Origin of the sequence: Microcoleus sp. FACHB-831 (genome assembly GCF_014695585.1) — a bacterium.
Lineage (GTDB): Bacteria > Cyanobacteriota > Cyanobacteriia > Cyanobacteriales > FACHB-T130 > FACHB-831.
Map to the genome: position 1 here is coordinate 160,912 of NZ_JACJON010000060.1, position 18,959 is coordinate 179,870.

An 18,959-nucleotide genomic window follows, 5' to 3' on the forward strand; every position below is an offset into this window, starting at 1 on the left:
TTAACAATGGCTCCAGTAAACTGTTTAGACTTCTGGCAAAAAATCTGTCACCCCTCCCCAACCCTCCGCGCTCAAAGATTCTTTTTTATCTTCCCCCTGCGAACGTGGGTAGGGGGAGCGAGCTAAATCTTCCCCCGCCAGGGGAGAAGTAAAAAGGTAACGGGGACTTTTGCAATAGGTCTATTACATTTAATCTCGAATCTTGCAATTATGATTCAGGATACTGGACAAAACAAAATGAATTGGCTCTATCGTTACCCAACCCTCTACCCTGGAATTTTGCTCAAACGCTACAAGCGTTTTTTTGCCGATATTGAACTAACAACAGGGGAGGTAATTACAGCTCATTGCCCTAATACTGGCCCAATGACGGGGGTTTCCACACCTGGTAGTGCGGTGCAAGTGTCGTACAGCGATAATCCTAAGCGCAAATTAGCCTATACATGGGAATTGATCGAGGTTTACGATAATGCACCAACTTGGGTGGGTATCAATACAGCTTTGCCAAATCGAGTGGTAAAGCTAGCGCTAGAAAAATTTTTATTTCCATTAGGCAACTACAGCCAAATTCGCACGGAAGTTGCCTATGGTGGCGATAAAAGAAGCCGCGTGGATTTTTTGCTGACGGGGGATGATTCTTTCCGCCCAATTTATCTGGAAGTCAAAAACACAACATTGGCAGAGGGGAATTTAGCTTTATTTCCCGATAGTGAAACAACCAGGGGACAGAAGCACCTGCGGGAACTGATGGCAATAATTCCCGCAGCAAGATCGGTGATGTTTTACTTTATAAATCGGTGCGATTGCGATAATTTTGCCCCTGGCGATCGCGCAGATCCAGTTTACGGGCAGTTGTTGCGAGATGGTGTTGCCAAAGGTTTAGAGGTATTGCCTTGCCGCTTTGAAATATCGCCGGAGGGTATTCGCTACTTGGGATTAGCAGAATTTCTACCAGTGCGATCGCCAGCTTTATTAGCTCCGACACCAACGCCCCTATGCTAGGCTGAATTCCAGACATGAGCGGTGTACTATAAAACAACTGCTCGAACACTAAAGGAATTGTAGGATGACCGAGCGAAAAACGGGGCTGATTGTTTGTCTGCTGCTGCTGAGTACAGTTGTAGGATGCGGTACAACGACAACGCCCCAGTCTACGACAACACCCGCTGCGACGACATCACCATCGGCAGCGGTAACGCCCGATGCAACGACAACACCGTTAGCGTCGGCAACACCGTTAGCGTCGGCAACACCGTTAGCATCGGCAACACCGTTAGCGTCGGCAACACCGTTAGCGTCGGCAACACCGTTAGCGTCGGCAACACCGTTAGCGTCGGCAGCCGTTGGAAGTTTGAAGAAAATCCAAGGCAACGGTGTCGAACTGTCCCTTCCAGGCAACTTCGAGGGAGGGAACCCAAGTACAGATATGGATGCGATCGCTAATAAGTTAAAAGCTATCAATCCAGACTTGGAAAAAGGTCTAGAGCCGATCAAGCAAAATCCTTCAGGTATTGCGCTGTTGGCGTTTGATCCCCAGAGTGTTAGATCGGGGTTCTTAACTAATGTCAACATCAGAAAGCCACCCGTTCCACCAGGAACCTCAATTGAAAAATTAATGGAAGCCGCCAGCAAGGAACTCTCCACTCAATTTGATGTTGGGGACAAACAGGTGGTGTCGCTGGATAAATATCAGGCTGGGCGAATTGTTGCACAACCGAAGGCGGCGGCTGGGAAAGTCAAACAGCTTTTCTATGCCATCAAAGAAGGGGATAACTTTTGGCTAGTCACTTATTCTACTACCGCGTCGGAATTTGAGCAGCGTTTGCCAGCCTTTGAGCAAAGCATTCGCACCTTCGCGGTTAAATCTTAGAAATGGCGGAAATTTAAGAGGTTGGGGGTGAAACCTCGTGCAACTAAAGCACGTAATTATTGCACACAAAGCGGGCGATTCTCTCTCGCGTAGCTGGGCAGAAAAATGCGCTCGGCAATTAGAAAAACGCGATTGCCAAGTATTATTGGGGCCTTCTGGGGCGAAGGATAACCCCTATCCCGTCTTTTTAGCTTCCTCAATACATCAGATCGATCTGGCGATCGTGCTGGGTGGGGATGGTACGGCCCTGGCAGCGGCTCGCAATCTGTCTGCGAATAACATCCCGATTTTGGCCGTAAATGTGGGGGGGCATCTGGGGTTTTTAACCGAAGCCTTTGAGGAATTTAAAGACACAGAGCGGGTTTGGGACAGGCTAAGCGAGGATCGCTATGCGATCGAGCGGCGGATGATGTTGCAGGCGGCATTGTTTGAGGGGAATCGCACAAATATGGAACCTGTGAGCGATCGCTACCTCGCACTCAATGAAATGTGCGTTAAGCCTGCCTCAGCTGACCGCATGATCACCTCCATCTTGGAGATGGAAATCGATGGCGAGGTGGTCGATCAATATCAGGGTGATGGACTACTTGTAGCGACGCCTACTGGCACCACCTGTTATACAATTTCTGCCAACGGCCCCATCGTCCATGCTGGTATGGAGGGAATAATCGTCACCCCCATCTGTCCTCTAAGTCTTTCCAGCCGCCCGATTGTCATCCCCTCTGGCTCGGTTGTCAGCATTTGGCCCTTAGCCGATCATGAGTTAAGCAACAAGCTGTGGATGGATGGGGTGATGGCTACTTCCATTTGGCCGGGACAGCGGGTAGACATCCGTATGGCAAATTGTCAGGCAAAATTTATTATCTTGCGGGACAACTATTCCTATTACCAGACGCTACGAGAAAAGCTGCTTTGGGCAGGAGCGCGGATTAGGTATAGCAACAATCACCGCAATTGAATATACTCTAACGAAACCTGCACAGCGCAGCGCGACTTCAACCATCAAGCAGGCAGTTAGTTGCCCCTTCTCTAATTGCAGGAGGGGCTTTACAATAAACAACCAATCCAAGTGGACTGGGTGCAAAAAGAGTGATTAATGTTTTGCCTCGCGCCAGAGGTGAAGAATTTATTTTTCAAAAAAAGTAATACTATAATAGATTTAGCAGCGGCTCAATACCTTTCAAAAAAGGTAATAGCAATTTAATAGATAAATATGAGAAAGGCAACAGCCACTCAGTACCAACTTTAAAAGGTATTGAGTGGCTGTTGTCGTTTTTTAATAAATAAATGTCATGTTTGACAAAATTTTACAACGCATACGGCAGAAGATTGGCGCTCAACAGTATGTGAGGACACTCCACGCAAAAGAAGAGATGGAGGATGACGGTTTGACAATCTACGACATCGAACAAGGAATAATGACAGGTGAGGTATTGGAACGCCAAAAAGATAGGGCGACAAGCGAACCAAAATACCGCATTAGAGGCGAAACCGTTGGTGGTGGGGAAGTCGAGATAATCGCCAAGCTAAGTTTGACATATACTTTAAAACCAAGAAAATGCCAGATGGTGTGCCATTATTGTCGCAAAGAAGGTGTACAAAACCGCAGGATTACTAGGACGTATGGTAAAGGGGAAGACTTGCTGGTGATAGAGAATATTCCAGTGGTGAGTTGCCCTAATTGCGGCGAGAGATACCTAACGGCAGCAACCCTTCACGAAATCGAGCGCATTAAACTACAACGTAAAACCTTGGCTGTTGAACGTCTTGTGGAAGTGGCTAGCTTTCCTTTGTGAGAATAGCGCAACCCAAGAGGGCGATCGCCGATTTCTATCTCAAATCGCGATCGCTCATTACTGTTATTACTTCTGGGATAATTTTTTAGGCTCTTTTCCAGTTAACACCCAAGAAATTTGTCCCTTTTTGGGAGAAATTCGCTTGCCACTCTTAAGGTCTTTTACCTGAAAATGTAAATGCGGGCCTGTGCTGCGTCCCGTGTTACCAGTACCGCCAACAACTTTTCCAGCATCAACCTTAATCTTGGGGCCGTTTGTATCTGCTTTGCACCAAGATAAGTGGAGAGCGTCAAACTTCAACGACGGCAAAGATGGAGATGTCATCGTCGCCACCAGTCCCCCTCCCTTGGAATCTGTCCAACACCACAAATTTGTTTGGGTTCCAGGTTTGCCGATAGCGTAGATGTTGGTACCGCTGGGGGTCGCCAAGTCTACTCCGCCATGAAAGCGGTATCCTCCAGTTACGGGGTGCATCCGCATACCATAAGGGGATGTCACGGTGTAGCTGGCAACATAATCACCTTTGTAGGCTGCCTTTTTCATGTTGGGCGTCCAGGAATCAATATCTGAAACAGTCGCCTCATTGTTATCCGATGCAGGGGTAAGCGGTTGCAACTTGGGTGGCGGTTCTACTTTGCCTTCGTCGGAGGGTTGCTCTAGTAAAATGGCTGGAACTGTCTCTGGCTCGTCGGGTTCAAAACTCAGCGCGGGGGTGTCAGATCTGACTTGGCTCACGAGCGCGATCGCAGAACGTTGCACGACAGGCAAATATTTGCCCGCACTAGCTACTAGAATAGGCGGCGGCTCTACGACAGGCTCGAAACTCAGCGCGGGGGAATTAGGTAGAAAAGTGGCTGGCTTTGGCTGGCGATCGCGAAGCGCTGCTGCGAAGCGCAGATCGCGTTGCACTTTTTGGGCGACCTTTGTTGGCGCGGAAGCAACTAAAATCGGCGATGCAATTGTTTCCCCCATATTCTGTTTTAAAGCTTTACCCACTTCCCTGACACGCCTACGCTGGTCGAGAGCAATGCAATTCCACCGCCAAGATTCTGAGTAGGGAGTAAGTCCGGTAAGTTCGGCGCGGTAATAAGCTTCTCTGTTACAGATGCCAAATAGTCCGCTAGCATCTAACGAACCACCGCGATCGCGGAATGCTTCGACTCTAGCAAAGAGCAAAGCTTCTTTATCCTTCATTCCTTTATCCAAAGCTTTCTTGTACTTACTCGCAAACTTAGGGCCAGCCGAGTTAGATTGGTTCCACAAGTCAGTTCCGTTAACCAAAGCTTCTGGGTAACGTTTGGAGTCAATCCCCATAGCTGTCATCTTTCTATGCGTTGCAGCAGATTGACGTTGTAGTGCTGCAAGACATCTTTCATCTGCTTGAGCAACGGAAATATTTTTAGCCTTATTCCAGCTGCAAAATCCCTTATTTGTGACGTGGTTGCCTGGATCTGTATGACCGAAATATATAGATCTAACTTTGCCAGAATAAGTCATATTGCCCTCAGCTGCTGCTACGGCGATGCTACCTGGGGATTTCTTCGAGGCAAATAAGGTTGATGCAGACATACCTTGCCCCTGTTTTGGTTTATCGGTTTGAGGCTTCACCTTTGGCAAAGAAGAAACAGGCGATCGCTCGTTTGACACAGAAGAAGGCGCAGGTTGCGAATCGAAGGGGCGATCGCCCTCCATGCCGAAATCTAACATTGCCGACGGAGTAGTTTTGGAAGTAGAAATCACTGCATCCCTATCGCGTCCAGCTACATCTGACACGACTGAAGAAGCCTTGGCTGTTTGACTTCCAACTACAAGCATCAGAAAACTAGCGATCAGTTTAGGGATGATGCGAAAGTTCATATTTATGGTGAATGGGGAATAGGGAATGGTTAAAGGGAGAATATCGCCGTCTCTACAAGAGCGGGAATTCGGTGCCCCATACGGGAATTAGGGGTAATGGAGAATGGAGAATGGGGGCTGCCAATGCCCAATTACCCGTTTACTGTTGCTGCAACATTTGCTCTAGAAGCTTTTTCGACGGCTCAACCAGCGCCCACCTACCATCCGGCTGCTTATTAAGCACGGCAAATTGCAACTCGTTGGCACTACCGAGAGCTTCACCCGCACGCCGAAATCCGTAGTTAGGCGATTTCAGCCCGCACATACGGAACAAATAAACTGGCACTTCTTCGCTGGAGAAAATCGCGCAATTTCCTCTGTGAGGCTGCACCCGACCATCAAACGGCGCATACACTGCCTTACCATTCAACGCAATTGTCAAGTCGCCAAGTCCGCTAACTACGGCATGACCAGCTACCACATCCCCTGGTTGCAGTTCCCACTTCTGGTAAAGCTGTATTTCTCTGGACGCTTCCGCTGGGGCTTTTTGCGTGCAGCCGACCAAATTCAGCAGCACCAACGCTGCTGCAATTCCCCCCCTAAGACTTTTTAAATCCATAACCTACAAACGTTTCTCCCTCATAGAGAATGACTAGCGATGTTTGCGGCTCGAACGCCAAGGGGTAAATTTCTCGCTCGGTCGTCGCTCCTACACGAATGCTCAAACTCGGCAACCGACAGTAAGGCTCTTTGATGATTTCCTGCACTTTGCGGCGTGCGCTGCGCTCTGGAACGGTCATAAGTTGTGCTAACTGCTCCCGCGATAGAACCGCTTTCGGCTGTACAATTTCAGAGCAGACGGGGTTGCGATTAGATTCAGGTATCCGCTCTCTGATTACCAAAGTTGGTAGATTGAACGACCAGCCGAGAGTCGCCAACAGGTACCCACCAGCCAGAAGACCACCAGCAGCCAGCAGATTTTTCAGCATGGCTGCTTGCGTTTTAATTTGGGTTAACATCTTGTTTGCGTTTTGCCGCGATTATCAATGCAAGGCAATACAGGACAATTAGTGAGCTGTTCCACATTTAATGTGTCTATAGTCACTAGCCAAAAGTCTTGAAGCCTAAAGTTTTCTTTTTTTGCTTTTTGCCTTTTGACTTGCTTAGTTAGGTTCGGTCTGGCGAGCGGGCAGTTGTCCACAAGAAATGCTGTTGCCGAACCAGTCGGGTGATAGATGAAAGCCAACCAACTACAACGTTTTAATCTTGTTAAACTGTTTGATATTTTTATCTTTCATGGTATTTTTTTGTCTAAACTTGGCTGGGTGTAGAAGCTCGAAGCCGCTCTGGTTGGGGGATTGACTAACCGTAGCAGCACGTTTTTGCAACGATTGGCGCGTCTCTTACACGTATAGTTACAACGCAAACTAATGCAAAGTAAAAACTCTATTGTTTCGTTTTTGGGGGAACTCTTATGGGAGATACCTCTATTAATAAATCACTTATCCGGAAAAAACACTATTTCATTACTTCATCTTTTTGATGCATTAAACCAGTGTATTGAATCAAGGCGATGCATTGATGAAGCATTATTTATCAAAACGTGAAGCATTAGGTGAAGCATTAATTTACAAGCACCCTGGCTAAGAGTAATTTACGATAGTAAAATATAAATAAATATGACATTTATAAGTATTTTATGGCTGTAAAACCTAAAAAAGTAGAACCGTTAACTGCTGAAGAAGAAGAGTATTGGAATGTTTTGCAGTCAGAATTGATAAATGGTAAAGGAAGTATCTGTATAAGCCAAAGCAACTTTACCAAACTTTGCCAGGAAAATTCCTTAAATTGTTCTACTGCTACTGCTCGTAGAAAGTTGTTACGAATGCAGGAAGTAGGACTTATCTCTATGGAGCGAGAAGGTAAGGGCAACAATCCCTATAAAATTAATTGGTTAGGATATGGAGATTACAATAAACTTGAAGCTAGTAAGGAAGTCACCCCACTTACGGGGACTGTACCACTCGATTCACCGCTATATTTGAAACGCGATGCTGATGAAGTTTGTATGCAAAAGTTGAAGGCGGGTGCAAGTAGAGAAGGTTCTCGCCCGTTTATTAGAATTAGAGCGCCTAAGCAGATGGGAAAGTCTTCGCTGCTGAGAAGAATTCAATACTTTTTAGAGAGGCAATTAAATCATGTAGTTGGATTTGTGGATTTAGCTAGCGATGAGGATTTTTATCCAGATGTGTTTAACGATTTGGATAGATTGTTGTATCAGTTTACAAGCGCGATCGCCAAAAGTTTTAGCGAGGCGCTCAAAACTCGCGGCGTTAATGCTTTAAAAGATTTGCCCGATATTCAAGAATATTGGCAGAACAATTTAACGCCGCAGTTAAAATGTGCTAATTATTTGAACGATAATATATTTTTACCAATTAAGCAGTCGAAGACGTTGATTATAGATGGAATTGATGAAATTTTAGGCAAACCAACTCAAGATCCGTTCTTAAAATTCCTGCGTTCTTGGAATGAAAAAAGGATGAAGGTGGTAAGCCAAGCGCCCATTGTTTGGCCTAGCGTTGTAATTGCTTACTCTACGGAACCATACTCAATTTTGGGAATTAGAGGCTCAGTACTGCAAAATGTGGGGACTGTAGTTGAGTTGAAGGAATTTAGCAAAAATCAGATTCAAGAGCTATCTACAAAATATGAATTAACCCAGCCTTTGAGCGAATCTGAGGTTGATTTTTTGATGAAGCTGACGGGAGGACATCCTGCTTTAATAAATCAATCGCTTTATCAAATTAGCCAAGGAATGACTTTAACACAACTAGAACACAAAGCAATTCAACCAGATGGCCCTTTTTGGGATGATTTATCGAGAGCAAGGGAGGTACTGGAAAATAACGACAACTTATCGCGTTGCTTTCATAAAATTTTAAAGGGTGAAATTTGCAATGACGATCTGGCTAAATTTCAGCTAGCTAAGGCAGGATTGATTAAAATTGAGGATGATGGAGTGAATGCGATCGCGCTATACCAAAGATACTTTCAAGAACATCATTGAAAGTTTGCAGATAATCTTCAGGTGGCTGATGAGTAGTAGTAATGGTCTAAACACTTTTTATCGTATTGAAGCTGGGGGGATACCTCTAACGGAACTGACTTATGTACAGCGAGATGCCGATAATAAACTGCGTCAATTTGTCCAGTTAGAAAGAGCTACCAGTCGGCTGTGTTTTATTTTAGCCCCCCGGCAAACAGGTAAAACTAGCCTGATGATCAGGACAATCGGAAATTTGCCGCCGGAGCAATTTATATGCATTCAGCTTGACTTTCAGGAGTTTAGCAGTAGCGCTGATTCAGACGAAACTTTGTATTACAGCCTTCTCAACGAAATTTGCAGACAAATTTCAGATATAGACTCTGATAATAACTGGGTTAAACTGCTGAATTCTAGTTGGAATGAAACCCCAGAACTTGCTCCTAAGCAGAGATTTAAGAATTTTATAGTCGATCAAGTACTTACAAGAAAAGATGATAAAAAAATCATTATTTTTATAGACGAAATACAAAATCTAATCGGTTATAAGGAACAGAATAGCTTTATTGGATTTATTAAGTCTCTTTCGCAGAGCAATCGTCCAGCTGCAATGAAGAGGTTGGGTGTTGTTCTTCTTGGAGTTGCTAGACCTTCCGACTTGGTAACTGATTATAAGGTTGCTTTAAACTTAGGCGAGCGGCTCGAACTAGGAAGTCTTAAAGATAGCAATTGCGAACCGCTGTGGCAAGGATTGGAAGAAGTTACCAACGATCCTGCTAAAGTTATTTATTTTATCTTGGAGTGGACGGGAGGTCAGCCGTTTCTAACTCAGGCTCTTTGCCACTTAGTTGCTGTTGGGCGTAGAATACAAAACAGCGAGGATGTCAAGGAGTATATCGATAACCTGGCGATCGCTAGGGTGATTACAGATTGGAGGCGGCAAGATAGGCAATATAGATTATCGCATTTAGAAGAGATTGAAAATTGGTTTATCAGGGTGGATGCTAGCCAGAAAGTTGAAAAAATTGCCGCCTTGAGGCTTTATAGAAGAATATTAAATAAAGAGCTAATTAGGTTTGAACAGAATAATCAACAGCATTGGGATTTGCTAATATCAGGCTTAGTTGTTAGAAACGAAGATGAGTTCTTAACAGTTGCTAATCGTATTTACGAACAAGTATTTACTTTGAAGTGGGTTAAAGAGAAGGAAGAAGTCTTACAGGAGGGCATCATGGCAGATCCGCTTAACAGAATTTACAATAGAGATGTATTCATGTTAATTGACCAGAGTGCATCAACTCTGAAAAAGGATGGGGGTGAAAAAACTCGGTGGAAGCTTTTAGAAGAGTTAGTTACAGGTCATACAGCTACTATTCTTGAAAGAGATGATGGTAGTGAATCACAGGTTAAAGTGTGCGACCAAATTTATATTACTACTTTCAATTTGAATAAGTTTAGAGGCAATGTATACTTAATTTCCAATCCAGACAATGTGGAAGATATATTTCTGGAAAATCGGCCTGATGCTAACACTTATGTAGTTCCTACTCTGCGTCACTGCTTTAATATATGGATGAATGGCCGAGACAAAGTTACTATCCAAGACGTTAAAGAGGGTAGTGCTAAAGCTGCTTTTTTTATTATTTACACTGACGGGCAGTTTGATGATACTCTGGCTTTTGAGCAGTTTATAAGTGAAACTTGCTTAAAAATTGACGATCACCGTCTTGTTAAAATTCTGATTGTTGGTCTGGGCAAAGGCGTTAATGTAAAATATTTCGATACTCTGGATCTTCGTAACGATAAAGATGCTAAAGGTGATGACTGTAGTATTATTGTTTTCGATTTAGTGGAAGATTTAGAAGAAGGTATCATTGAATTGATGCAGCGCCAACTTAGAGATCCTTCAAAGGTAAGAAAGAATTTTAGCCTGAAGTAAAAGCAGACGCGAAATTATGGCCTCTGGGACAAAGCTTGCAGTCTATAGCTAGCAAGAGGCGATCGCGATCGCGCATCCGTCATCTAAACGATTCCTCAAGCATCACCCCACCTATATTTATGCATCTTGAGTTGAAGCTACTCACCTGATGCAGCAAGTTCATCTAGGACTACTCTATGTCTCAATTCCTGCGAGCAAGGTTTTCTTTAGGTTTGACCAAGATACTGTTTGAGATGGATGATATTCTATTGTTTTTATATTAACCCGGAAACGTGAATATCTGTCTATAGTTTGATTTATCTAGGTTCATGTATATTAAATTACGTTAAAATTTATTACTTTTGCTAGATAAACCAGCTGACCTACGGCTTTAGATTAGAAATTAACTCATCTATCTAAAGCATTATCAATAAAATGAACGGTCAAAAATTACCAATTAATAGAAGTGATAATACAAGGGAATCCCCAGATACAAAATATCAGTTGGAGCGGAGTTACTATCTAGAAAGAGAAACACTAGAGAAAAGACCCGTTGATGAATCACCTGCCCTAAGCGATCTTCAGCATGGCAAGAAAGCGAGGTTATCTTTACCACCAAGGCAGGAGAGCCACCAATTAAAAAAGCCTCTTGAAATATGGATAAAGGAGGATTTTCTACTTCCGAAAATTCGCCCAATCCCCTTGCTCATGCACGCGACTCCACCTGACACAAATCCTGAGTTAGAGTTTTGGAACCTGCTTAGGAATAAATTAGAGGAAGTAGTCCAGGTGCGTCGGTTTAATAATTTGGCAGATGCTGGCTCTCTTGTTGCTACGCCACATTTGCTTCAAGATTATAATAATGTCAGAATGCTTGGTTCTGTTCGCGAGTTCAATCGCCAAGTATTAGATTCAGGACGCACTCCGATAATTTTCACGGGGGCTATGGAGTTTACTCCGAAGCAAGGAGAAATAGTTTTTTCGCTGGCAAATTATGGCTCTAGTGAGGAAAAAGGAATATCGACGCCCGCATGGCTTTACGATTTGGGGGCTAAGATTTCACCGATACAAAAGCCACGTATACCGACCATTGGATTTGTGGGAGAAACGCAATATTCAGGCCGAATAACTTCTATATCTAGTTATCTACCACTCCCAGATTTTATAGTTAATGTGATGGCAGGTAGTCCCCTTATAAACACGATTTTTACCCTGGGGATGCGAGGACCGCTTGCGCGACGGGTTAGGCAAAAGACAATAAAAGAAGCACTAAGGGCACGCTCTCTACAGACATCTTTTATCCAAAGAGACGGGCACTTTTTTATAGCTACAGACGAGAAAAAGAAACGCGCCAGAAACGAGTATATCCAAAATATGCAGGATAATGCATACATTTTGTGCGTTCGCGGAACCGAGAATTTCTCCTTTCGCCTCTATGAGGTGATGTCAGCCGGACGGATTCCCGTCATCATCGATACTAATATGCAATTACCAGATCTGGGTGACTTCGGAAAATGGGAAGATTTCAGCGTTATAGTTCCTTACTCTCAAGTGCATCGGATTGGAGATATTATCCAAGAATTTCACGATAGTATGTCTGACGAGGAATTTACAGATGTATGCAGGAAGTCGCGGGCAGCCTTTGAATATTTACTACCTCACAATTTTATTTTGAATGCTCTAAGAGATAAGCTCAAGGCATCAAACCCTAAATTGGCCATATCGTTGGATGCTCTAAGAGGTAAGTTCAATACATCTAACACGGAATTAGCAACAGCTACTTCTAACGCTGGTATTTAGAAACTTCAGTTTGTTAGCAGCGTTTCAACATAAATCTCCTTAGTGAACTGACGTGCATAGGCATGAGGGGTTGCTTGCAAAGAAAATTATTATGGAGAAGGTAGGGCGGCAGTCAGCGGAGTTACGGTTTTTAATTCTTGTTCTGTTGGTGATGGGGATTTTTTTCGATTCGTCAATCTGGGGGCAAAGTTTACTGGCACGATGAGGCTTATAATTCAGTAATGATTTCTGGCTACAAGTGGACAGAATTGTTAAAAGAAGTCTTCGGCGGTGAAGTAATTAGTGTTGAATATTTAGCAAAATTTCAGCTTTATAATTCTGCAAATAACTTAATTAATACTATTAAATTTGGCGATAGATCTCCCACAGCATCCGCGATAAATTTAGCCTTACGAGACGAGCATATTTTGTTGGATAAGCTAGCAAAGCCTTAAATTTTAGAGACAGCGATCGCGCTTACGTCCGGGTTTTTATCAAATAAAAATTTTGGCCTCACCAAAACTTTTAATAGTAGCCACAAAGAGCGTAATTCCCCTGGCGTATTTGGCGACTTCCACTGTCCGGGACGACAAAACAACATTTCAACTAAACGCCGATGTTGTTGGAGGCTAACTTGCTCAAATTCCACCCTTACAGTAAGTAATTCATCGCTAAAACCAGTTTTGGTAATCTTTCCTTGGATATGCAATTCCTCCTCCATAATCATCAATTTTATAGGTAGCGTTTCCTTTACAGGAAAGCTAGCTGCGTGAGTAAGAGCAACTTCAGCACCCACTTCCGAAATCATCGTAGTCATCCCCCAGAATGTCTGATCAGAAACATTTAACTGTACTACTCGCCGCAAATCAAACCATTCATAAAGGTCGGGTTTGGGGACATCCACCAAGGTTAACAGCGCTACACTAATTATCAAGAGGTTATAAACACTCCAAATCCAAACCAAGCTGGTACCTTCAACAAAATTTGTATTTGACGGGATTTTCGATAGTTCTAGAGCGCGGCACAAGCTGGCTATTGTTGCTATAAACACGATAATCAGAGGGAAGGCTAAACGCCAGTTGAAAAAATAGCGATCGCACTTCATTCCTTTTGGCATCACCTTAAACCCTTTAGAGAAGGGTTTAAACATTACTTGTATCGCCGTCAATGCTAGGGGAAAGCACAGCACCAAGGTGTAAATATCTGATAGTAATGCCGAACGGCTGCGATAGTTTAACCAGGAAAATACCGACACTTGCACTACATAGTAAGGCATAAAATAATACAACCATTCCAAAGTAGTAGCTCGCAAGGGAACGATACCAAAAACTGAATAAATTAAGGGCACAATCAGAAAATAAACGCGAGGCAAAGTAGTGAACCAATAAAGCAATCCTTCTAAATGAGCCAGCCTTTGTAGAGGAGACAGTCCAGGAATTGTTAGCGGATTTTCATCAATAAAAAATGCTTGCAAAGTACCTCGACCCCACCGCTGTCGCTGAGTCGCATGGGCGGATATATTTTCTGCTGCTAAACCAGCACTTAATTTTTCATTTAAATAAATCAATCGATAGCCTCGGGCAGATAAGCGAATTCCTGTAAAATAATCTTCACTCAGCGAATCTGTAACAAAGCCACCAATTTCCTCTAGAGCGCTCCGCCGCACGATAAAAGACGTTCCCGAACATAGAACGCTCCCAGCGGCATCCCGAATCGGCTGAATTTGCCGATAAAACACCTCTTCTTCCGAGGTTATAAATTTTTCTAAACCTAAATTGCGGGCAATTGGATCGGCATTGTAAAAGCTTTGAGGAGTTTGAACTAGGGCAATTTTATTATCTTGAAAAAAGCCAATAGTACGATTTAAAAAATTCTTAGTCGGAACGAAATCAGCATCAAATACAACAATTAATTCGCCCTTTGTTTTAGGAAGTGCATTATTTAAGTTGCCAGCTTTCGCATAAATATTTCCTGTGGTAAATATATACTCGCAGCCCAATTCTTGAGCTAGGAGTCTCATTTCTGGTCGTTTAGTATCATCGAGCAGATAAATTTTCTTGTTTGGATAATCTAAAGCCTGACAACCAATAATTGTGCGCCGCAGAATAAAGGGAGCTTCGTTGTAAGTCGGTATCAAAATATCCACAGAGGGGGTGAAAATACCATCAACAACAGACAATGCAAGTTGGTCAGCCTCGCGCCGTCGGTCTTTGACATTCAGCATTAAAAATAGTTGGATGGCGCTACTGCCAAGCATACACATTTCCATAAAAAATAATCCCAAACTGAAGACACCATTCAGGGGATTGGTAAGATTAAGAGTGCAGAGCGATCGCCACAGGGCATAACGCGCGATCAAAGCCAACAAAATCCCTACTACGAGCGTCCGCGAGCGGTTTTGAGGCTGGGGAGAAATTTTCATCACTGCCACTACAGTTAAAAACAAAACTACAGTGGGAGCAATTATTGATTCCCATCTTAACTTTTGTACTTCTGGCCACCAATGGCGGTTCTGTTGCGAGAAATTGAGGGTTCCTTTTGTGACAAACCACGCAAGAGCGATCGCGATCGCAAATCCAAGGATGCCCGCGATAAATAGGCTACATCCTTGCAGCCGAAAAACTCGCTCCGAGCTGTGTTTATTAAATCGTGAACCTTTCATTTTTTGGCGATTCAAGTTTGCTTTCTTTATTCCCAATAAAGTTTAATCATTTCTGCTCTTGGCTTTCAAATTCCTTAAGATTGATGATAGTTCCCTCACTATTCATTAGTAATAATCTGAACCGATAATTTAATTTAAACTTTCTATAAAATTTTAAATTAAACGCTTTTTGGTGTTTTTGGTATTGGCGCTTGGAATCAATTTATTTTGCATTTATGTATTTTAAAATATAACATTTTTAACAATATATTAAGGTGAATTTAAGGTTTGCTTTACAATCAAATAACTAGCGTAAATCTCCACAAAAATTCATCTGTAAAAAAGATTAAAACATAATACTTTAGTAAAAGTTGTGATTAACTTTAAGATAAAAGAATTTATTCAGTTTTAAATAAAACACGGTACGCCTATAATTTTTTAACACTTTAATTAAAGCTTAGGAACAGTTTCTATAGCAAGGCGTCTAAGTGATTTAGGGAGTTACCGAATAGGGCTTTTTAAGTCTAGATAGAATTAATACTAAATTTTAATGATAAATATAGAGGTTTTTGATATTAATCTCTCCGTAATTTATAGATGTTATATTAGATTATTACTCAATACAGTAGAGGATTTGAAAGCAATGAAATTGACTTACGTGGCTTTGCTGAGTATAACTGCCCTGTTAACAGTTAGCTGTACCCCACAGGTAAACTCCAAGGTGAAGCCTACCCAACCGGAGACTGTGAAAACCCCACCAGCTAAATTGGCACCATCATTAAAATTGGCACCCAGAGCATTTGGAATCTTTACATCCGAGGAACGTAGGACTCTGGGAAGCGTGAGTGTAGTGACAGAAAAGGGGCAAAGTTATCTGGAGTTTTCTGATGCATTCAAAACAGATCAAGGCCCGGAGCTATTTGTTGTTCTGCATCGCTCTACTCTACCTAAAAGTTACAAAGCCTCCGATTATGTAAGCCTCGGCCCCTTACAGAAGTTGCAAGGTACTCAACGCTATCCTATTCCCGATCGGGTGGATTTGGGAGAGTTTTATGCTGTTGCGATCTGGAGTCGTAAATTAAACTCAACTTTTGGCTACGCTCCCCTCAGTTAATCTAGGCGCTGAAGTCGAGAGGTTTGCTATGAACGTCGAAGATTTTATTGCTTTAATTCATCCAGCGATCGCGGTTGTAGTCCTATTCCCTCTCATTGGAATTGTCGTCAATTTAGCCTGGAAAACTCGCCAGCGCCGCCTACTCGCCGCAACTGAAGGCAAAAACAACATACCCCCTCTTGTTGGCGCTGAACACGTCGAGCTGGGTCGCTGGCTGTCGGGTTCAGTCGTGGTATTAACTTTAATAGGGCTTGCACACCCTATTATTTTTAACATCATTTTGCCCAATCAGCTTTGGAACAAACAACTGTTCAATCTCGTTTCGATCGTGCTAATGTTTGCAGCTACAATCGCATCATTAGCCTTTCTTTACAAAGCAAAGCAGCCGCTCTGGCGGGCGATATTTGCAACCTTAACAGGCTTGGGTTTGGTTGTTTTAGGCTACATAGATAAAATTCTAGGCTACCAATACGGTATCTACCGCCGAGAGCATGAGTGGTATGTATCTCATTTCTTTTTAGGTATAGTAGCTGCTTGGCTGATGATTTTTTCGTTAGCAATTATTCAAGAGATTTATAAGGATCGTTCAAATCGCTGGCGAAATATTCACATTATTTTGAATTGCGTCGCGCTTATACTATTTTTGGGGCAAGGCATTACAGGTTCGCGAGACTTATTAGAAATCCCTCTTAGCTGGCAAAAAGATTATGTATACAAGTGCGATGGGGCTAATAAAACTTGTCCTAACCCAGCACCACTAGGAGGACAGAAGTAATTAGAAAAAAGATGCTTTTTAGCTCTATTGGCCGGAATACGGCTGTAATTATTAGGGTGGTTAATAGATATACTGGTTAAGCAATTTGGTTGCTATGGCAATATTCTAGTAACCTATAATTTCAATCTTTATCTAATGGCAACAAATTTTGTGCTTGTGCTAGCTGCAAAACAGATAGTGTAACGCCATCGCGTATTTCCCCAGCGCGAATTTTTTCCATGATTTCACGAGGCGCGATCGCCACAATTGGCCCAAAAGCTTCGCCCTCTTCTGGACTAGGATGTGGCTTACCACCTTCCAGCACAACCCAATAAGCTTGTATTATTCCTGCGGATAGCCCCGTATCTGACGCTAGAGAACCAATATCGCGTATATCCTTAACTTCAAGACCAAGTTCTTCTGAAATTTCGTTTTTCGCAGTTTCAGCAAGACTAAAATCTTTCTGTTTATATCCCTTTGGACATTCTAATTCCCAGCGACGTGTCGCATGGCGAAAAATTTTTCTTAGATATATTAAACCATCACAAAATGGCAGCATAACCACGCCCAATGGCCCATCTAATCCAGCACGTTGCAAAACCCTAAAATAAGTTGAAGTTTGTCCGCTAGGGAATCTAACGGGATCTCGAATAACCAAAATATGGTCATCCTCTAGGAGTACGCCTACAGATGCAAGATCGCTATTAAGATTTAAAGACTGAAGCTTTTCGCGGTAGGTTTCAACAATTTCTGCGATCGCTTGCGAGTCAGTAACTATTTCGATTTCTCCCTTGGTATGGTCTCCTAGATAACGTGCTTCTTCCGGGAGACGGGATAGGTAATCTAATGGGTCTGATTGCATGATTTTCTCCTCGCAAAAAAGGTTTTTTTCCTCTAGATCTTCAATAAGGCTAACGATAGCTAGACCAAATTGCATTATCTTTTGGCGGAACCTTTTCAAAATCGCTTAGCGATCGCACGCACTACCTTACGTTAACTTTTCCTTAAGCCAAGGCGTCGCACAAGCAAAGTTATTCCGCCTCCCGCGTATGTGTGCGAAACTTCCTACCTATACTTTTTATATATTCTGGTAAGACACAAAACAGATTTGCTACTCTAGCAGAAAGGTTGTAGCTTAACTTAGGACGATTGGAATATACCGATATGGCAAAAGATCAAGTCACTAAACTGTTCAGAGCTGCTCAAGCTGACGATGATTTACGGGAAAAACTCAACACAGCCCGCGATGTGGAAACATTGGTTAAGCTGGCTCAAGAATCTGGCTATGACTTCACCGTTAAAGAATGGAACGAGGTGACTGGCTTCTCTGTTGAAGAACTTCCGTCTAAAATATCCGATATTCCAGGTATTTAAATTTCTTCGGCTACAAGGGTGGGAATAACCACCCTTTGTTTTTTTATCGGGTTTTGTGTGGACAATACAGGGCTATTGCTCATCTTTTAACATCTTGCGAATATCATCTAGAGGCGATTCAGGCTCTTTAGGCTTATCAGGGCAAAATTCTAGACAGACTTCCTTTGCTATAATGTTTCCATGAATTCGCAGTTTTCCTTTTTCCCAACCTCTAGCACCAATTCTAAGAATCTGGCAATCTATTACACCACTATATTTAATTTCACTTAATTGAATAGGCACTACGCCAATAGATACGTTACTGAACAAGTTAGAAATAGAGCCACCAGGCTTGTTTGTTTGGTAATTGTAAGTATCGGTATACCATTTAGTGTGAATGTTTTGCTTAACTAATTCTTTTAATTTGCTTATTTTAAATGTATCTTGATTCAAGAGTACGACATCATCATCACAGTTTTCGAGGGGGTAAAATTCATCATTCATATCAATGCAACTCAATAATTAATTTTGTCTAGTTTATCAAAGTATTATATCCCGACAAAGTAAAAGGAGGGTTTTGTGTGGGCAATACCGGGCTACTGCTCATCTTTTAACATCTTGCGAATATCATCTAGAGGTGATTCAGGATCTTTAGGCTTATCGGGGCAAAATTCTAGACAAACCTGAATGTTAACTTCGGGACTTAATCGGTAATCTTTCGCCGGAATAATGTTTATAGCCCACATTCCGCACCCACAACTGTCACACATCAGCAAAAGGGGATGGAAGAGTACAAATGAACTAATGAGAAACCAGAATAAACAGGCTTAATGATAATAAGTGGCATTAAGC

19 protein-coding genes are annotated in these 18,959 nt (G+C 42.7%); 11 read left to right on the forward strand and 8 right to left on the reverse strand.

Features of this window, described 5'->3' with window-relative positions:
* The first annotated feature begins 210 nt into the window (after window positions 1–210).
* On the forward strand, window positions 211–1,002 hold the full coding sequence (sfsA, locus tag H6F77_RS17025) for a DNA/RNA nuclease SfsA (RefSeq protein WP_242022222.1): 792 nt from the start codon (window positions 211–213) through the stop codon (window positions 1,000–1,002).
* Window positions 1,003–1,050: 48 nt separating this feature from the next.
* Here sfsA and H6F77_RS27965 read toward each other — a convergent pair whose 3' ends face one another.
* Window positions 1,051–1,371 carry a hypothetical protein gene (locus H6F77_RS27965; RefSeq protein WP_242022224.1) on the reverse strand — a complete coding sequence of 107 codons (321 nt, stop codon included), beginning with the start codon at window positions 1,369–1,371 and terminating at the stop codon, window positions 1,051–1,053.
* Between H6F77_RS27965 and H6F77_RS27970 the strand changes: the two genes are divergently transcribed.
* The 3 genes from H6F77_RS27970 to H6F77_RS27975 all read left to right on the forward strand — a co-directional run bounded on the left by H6F77_RS27970 (window position 1,352) and on the right by H6F77_RS27975 (window position 3,666).
* Entirely contained in the window at window positions 1,352–1,870 is a 519-nt protein-coding gene (locus H6F77_RS27970; protein ID WP_242022226.1) for a hypothetical protein, read from the forward strand. The two genes, H6F77_RS27965 and H6F77_RS27970, sit on opposite strands and share 20 nt — an antisense overlap.
* 37 nt (window positions 1,871–1,907) lie before the next feature.
* Window positions 1,908–2,828, forward strand: a complete 921-nt coding sequence (locus H6F77_RS17035) for an NAD(+) kinase (protein ID WP_190489731.1) — start codon at window positions 1,908–1,910, stop codon at window positions 2,826–2,828.
* Window positions 2,829–3,162: 334 nt separating this feature from the next.
* Complete coding sequence (locus H6F77_RS27975) at window positions 3,163–3,666, forward strand: YgiT-type zinc finger protein (protein ID WP_242022228.1); 504 nt, start codon at window positions 3,163–3,165, stop codon at window positions 3,664–3,666.
* A 66-nt stretch (window positions 3,667–3,732) separates the two neighbouring features.
* Here the strand turns inward: H6F77_RS27975 and H6F77_RS17050 are convergent, their stop codons facing one another.
* From H6F77_RS17050 to H6F77_RS17060, 3 genes are all read right to left on the reverse strand, one after another.
* Window positions 3,733–5,523 carry a M23 family metallopeptidase gene (locus tag H6F77_RS17050; RefSeq protein WP_190489732.1) on the reverse strand — a complete coding sequence of 597 codons (1,791 nt, stop codon included), beginning with the start codon at window positions 5,521–5,523 and terminating at the stop codon, window positions 3,733–3,735.
* Window positions 5,524–5,662: 139 nt separating this feature from the next.
* Window positions 5,663–6,121, reverse strand: coding sequence for a hypothetical protein (locus H6F77_RS17055; RefSeq protein ID WP_199321377.1), 459 nt, complete (start codon window positions 6,119–6,121; stop codon window positions 5,663–5,665).
* Entirely contained in the window at window positions 6,102–6,521 is a 420-nt protein-coding gene (locus H6F77_RS17060) for a hypothetical protein (RefSeq protein ID WP_190489733.1), read from the reverse strand. The genes H6F77_RS17055 and H6F77_RS17060 overlap by 20 nt, the downstream gene beginning before the upstream one ends.
* A gap of 680 nt (window positions 6,522–7,201) precedes the next feature.
* On the opposite strand from H6F77_RS17060, the gene H6F77_RS17065 reads away from it, so the two are divergent.
* The 4 genes from H6F77_RS17065 to H6F77_RS17080 all read left to right on the forward strand — a co-directional run bounded on the left by H6F77_RS17065 (window position 7,202) and on the right by H6F77_RS17080 (window position 12,700).
* Window positions 7,202–8,572: an AAA-like domain-containing protein gene (locus tag H6F77_RS17065; protein ID WP_190489734.1), complete on the forward strand. Its 1,371-nt coding sequence runs from the start codon at window positions 7,202–7,204 to the stop codon at window positions 8,570–8,572.
* Window positions 8,529–10,487 carry an AAA-like domain-containing protein gene (locus tag H6F77_RS17070; protein WP_190489735.1) on the forward strand — a complete coding sequence of 653 codons (1,959 nt, stop codon included), beginning with the start codon at window positions 8,529–8,531 and terminating at the stop codon, window positions 10,485–10,487. Before H6F77_RS17065 ends, H6F77_RS17070 begins: the two co-directional genes overlap by 44 nt.
* A 414-nt stretch (window positions 10,488–10,901) precedes the next feature.
* On the forward strand, window positions 10,902–12,266 hold the full coding sequence (locus H6F77_RS17075; RefSeq protein WP_242022230.1) for an exostosin domain-containing protein: 1,365 nt from the start codon (window positions 10,902–10,904) through the stop codon (window positions 12,264–12,266).
* A gap of 221 nt (window positions 12,267–12,487) precedes the next feature.
* Entirely contained in the window at window positions 12,488–12,700 is a 213-nt protein-coding gene (locus H6F77_RS17080; protein WP_190489736.1) for a hypothetical protein, read from the forward strand.
* On the opposite strand, the gene H6F77_RS17085 is transcribed toward H6F77_RS17080, so the two are convergent.
* Window positions 12,697–14,907 carry a glycosyltransferase family 2 protein gene (locus H6F77_RS17085; protein WP_190489737.1) on the reverse strand — a complete coding sequence of 737 codons (2,211 nt, stop codon included), beginning with the start codon at window positions 14,905–14,907 and terminating at the stop codon, window positions 12,697–12,699. The genes H6F77_RS17080 and H6F77_RS17085 overlap by 4 nt on opposite strands.
* Before the next feature lie 622 nt (window positions 14,908–15,529).
* Between H6F77_RS17085 and H6F77_RS17090 the strand changes: the two genes are divergently transcribed.
* Both H6F77_RS17090 and H6F77_RS17095 read left to right on the forward strand, forming a co-directional pair.
* A complete protein-coding gene (locus H6F77_RS17090) occupies window positions 15,530–16,000 on the forward strand; it encodes a DM13 domain-containing protein (RefSeq protein WP_190489738.1) in 471 nt (156 codons plus the stop codon).
* Window positions 16,001–16,028: 28 nt separating this feature from the next.
* The gene (locus tag H6F77_RS17095; protein ID WP_190489739.1) at window positions 16,029–16,775 is read left to right on the forward strand and encodes a DUF4079 domain-containing protein; all 747 of its coding nucleotides are present in this window, start codon (window positions 16,029–16,031) and stop codon (window positions 16,773–16,775) included.
* A gap of 121 nt (window positions 16,776–16,896) precedes the next feature.
* Here H6F77_RS17095 and H6F77_RS17100 read toward each other — a convergent pair whose 3' ends face one another.
* A complete protein-coding gene (locus tag H6F77_RS17100; protein WP_190489740.1) occupies window positions 16,897–17,616 on the reverse strand; it encodes an NUDIX hydrolase in 720 nt (239 codons plus the stop codon).
* Window positions 17,617–17,918: 302 nt separating this feature from the next.
* On the opposite strand from H6F77_RS17100, the gene H6F77_RS17105 reads away from it, so the two are divergent.
* Window positions 17,919–18,128, forward strand: coding sequence for a Nif11-like leader peptide family natural product precursor (locus tag H6F77_RS17105; protein ID WP_190489741.1), 210 nt, complete (start codon window positions 17,919–17,921; stop codon window positions 18,126–18,128).
* Window positions 18,129–18,200: 72 nt separating this feature from the next.
* Here the strand turns inward: H6F77_RS17105 and H6F77_RS17110 are convergent, their stop codons facing one another.
* Both H6F77_RS17110 and H6F77_RS17115 read right to left on the reverse strand, forming a co-directional pair.
* Window positions 18,201–18,611, reverse strand: a complete 411-nt coding sequence (locus tag H6F77_RS17110) for a KGK domain-containing protein (RefSeq protein WP_190489742.1) — start codon at window positions 18,609–18,611, stop codon at window positions 18,201–18,203.
* Window positions 18,612–18,703: 92 nt separating this feature from the next.
* Window positions 18,704–18,853: a KGK domain-containing protein gene (locus H6F77_RS17115; protein WP_199321378.1), complete on the reverse strand. Its 150-nt coding sequence runs from the start codon at window positions 18,851–18,853 to the stop codon at window positions 18,704–18,706.
* Window positions 18,854–18,959 lie beyond the last annotated feature (106 nt).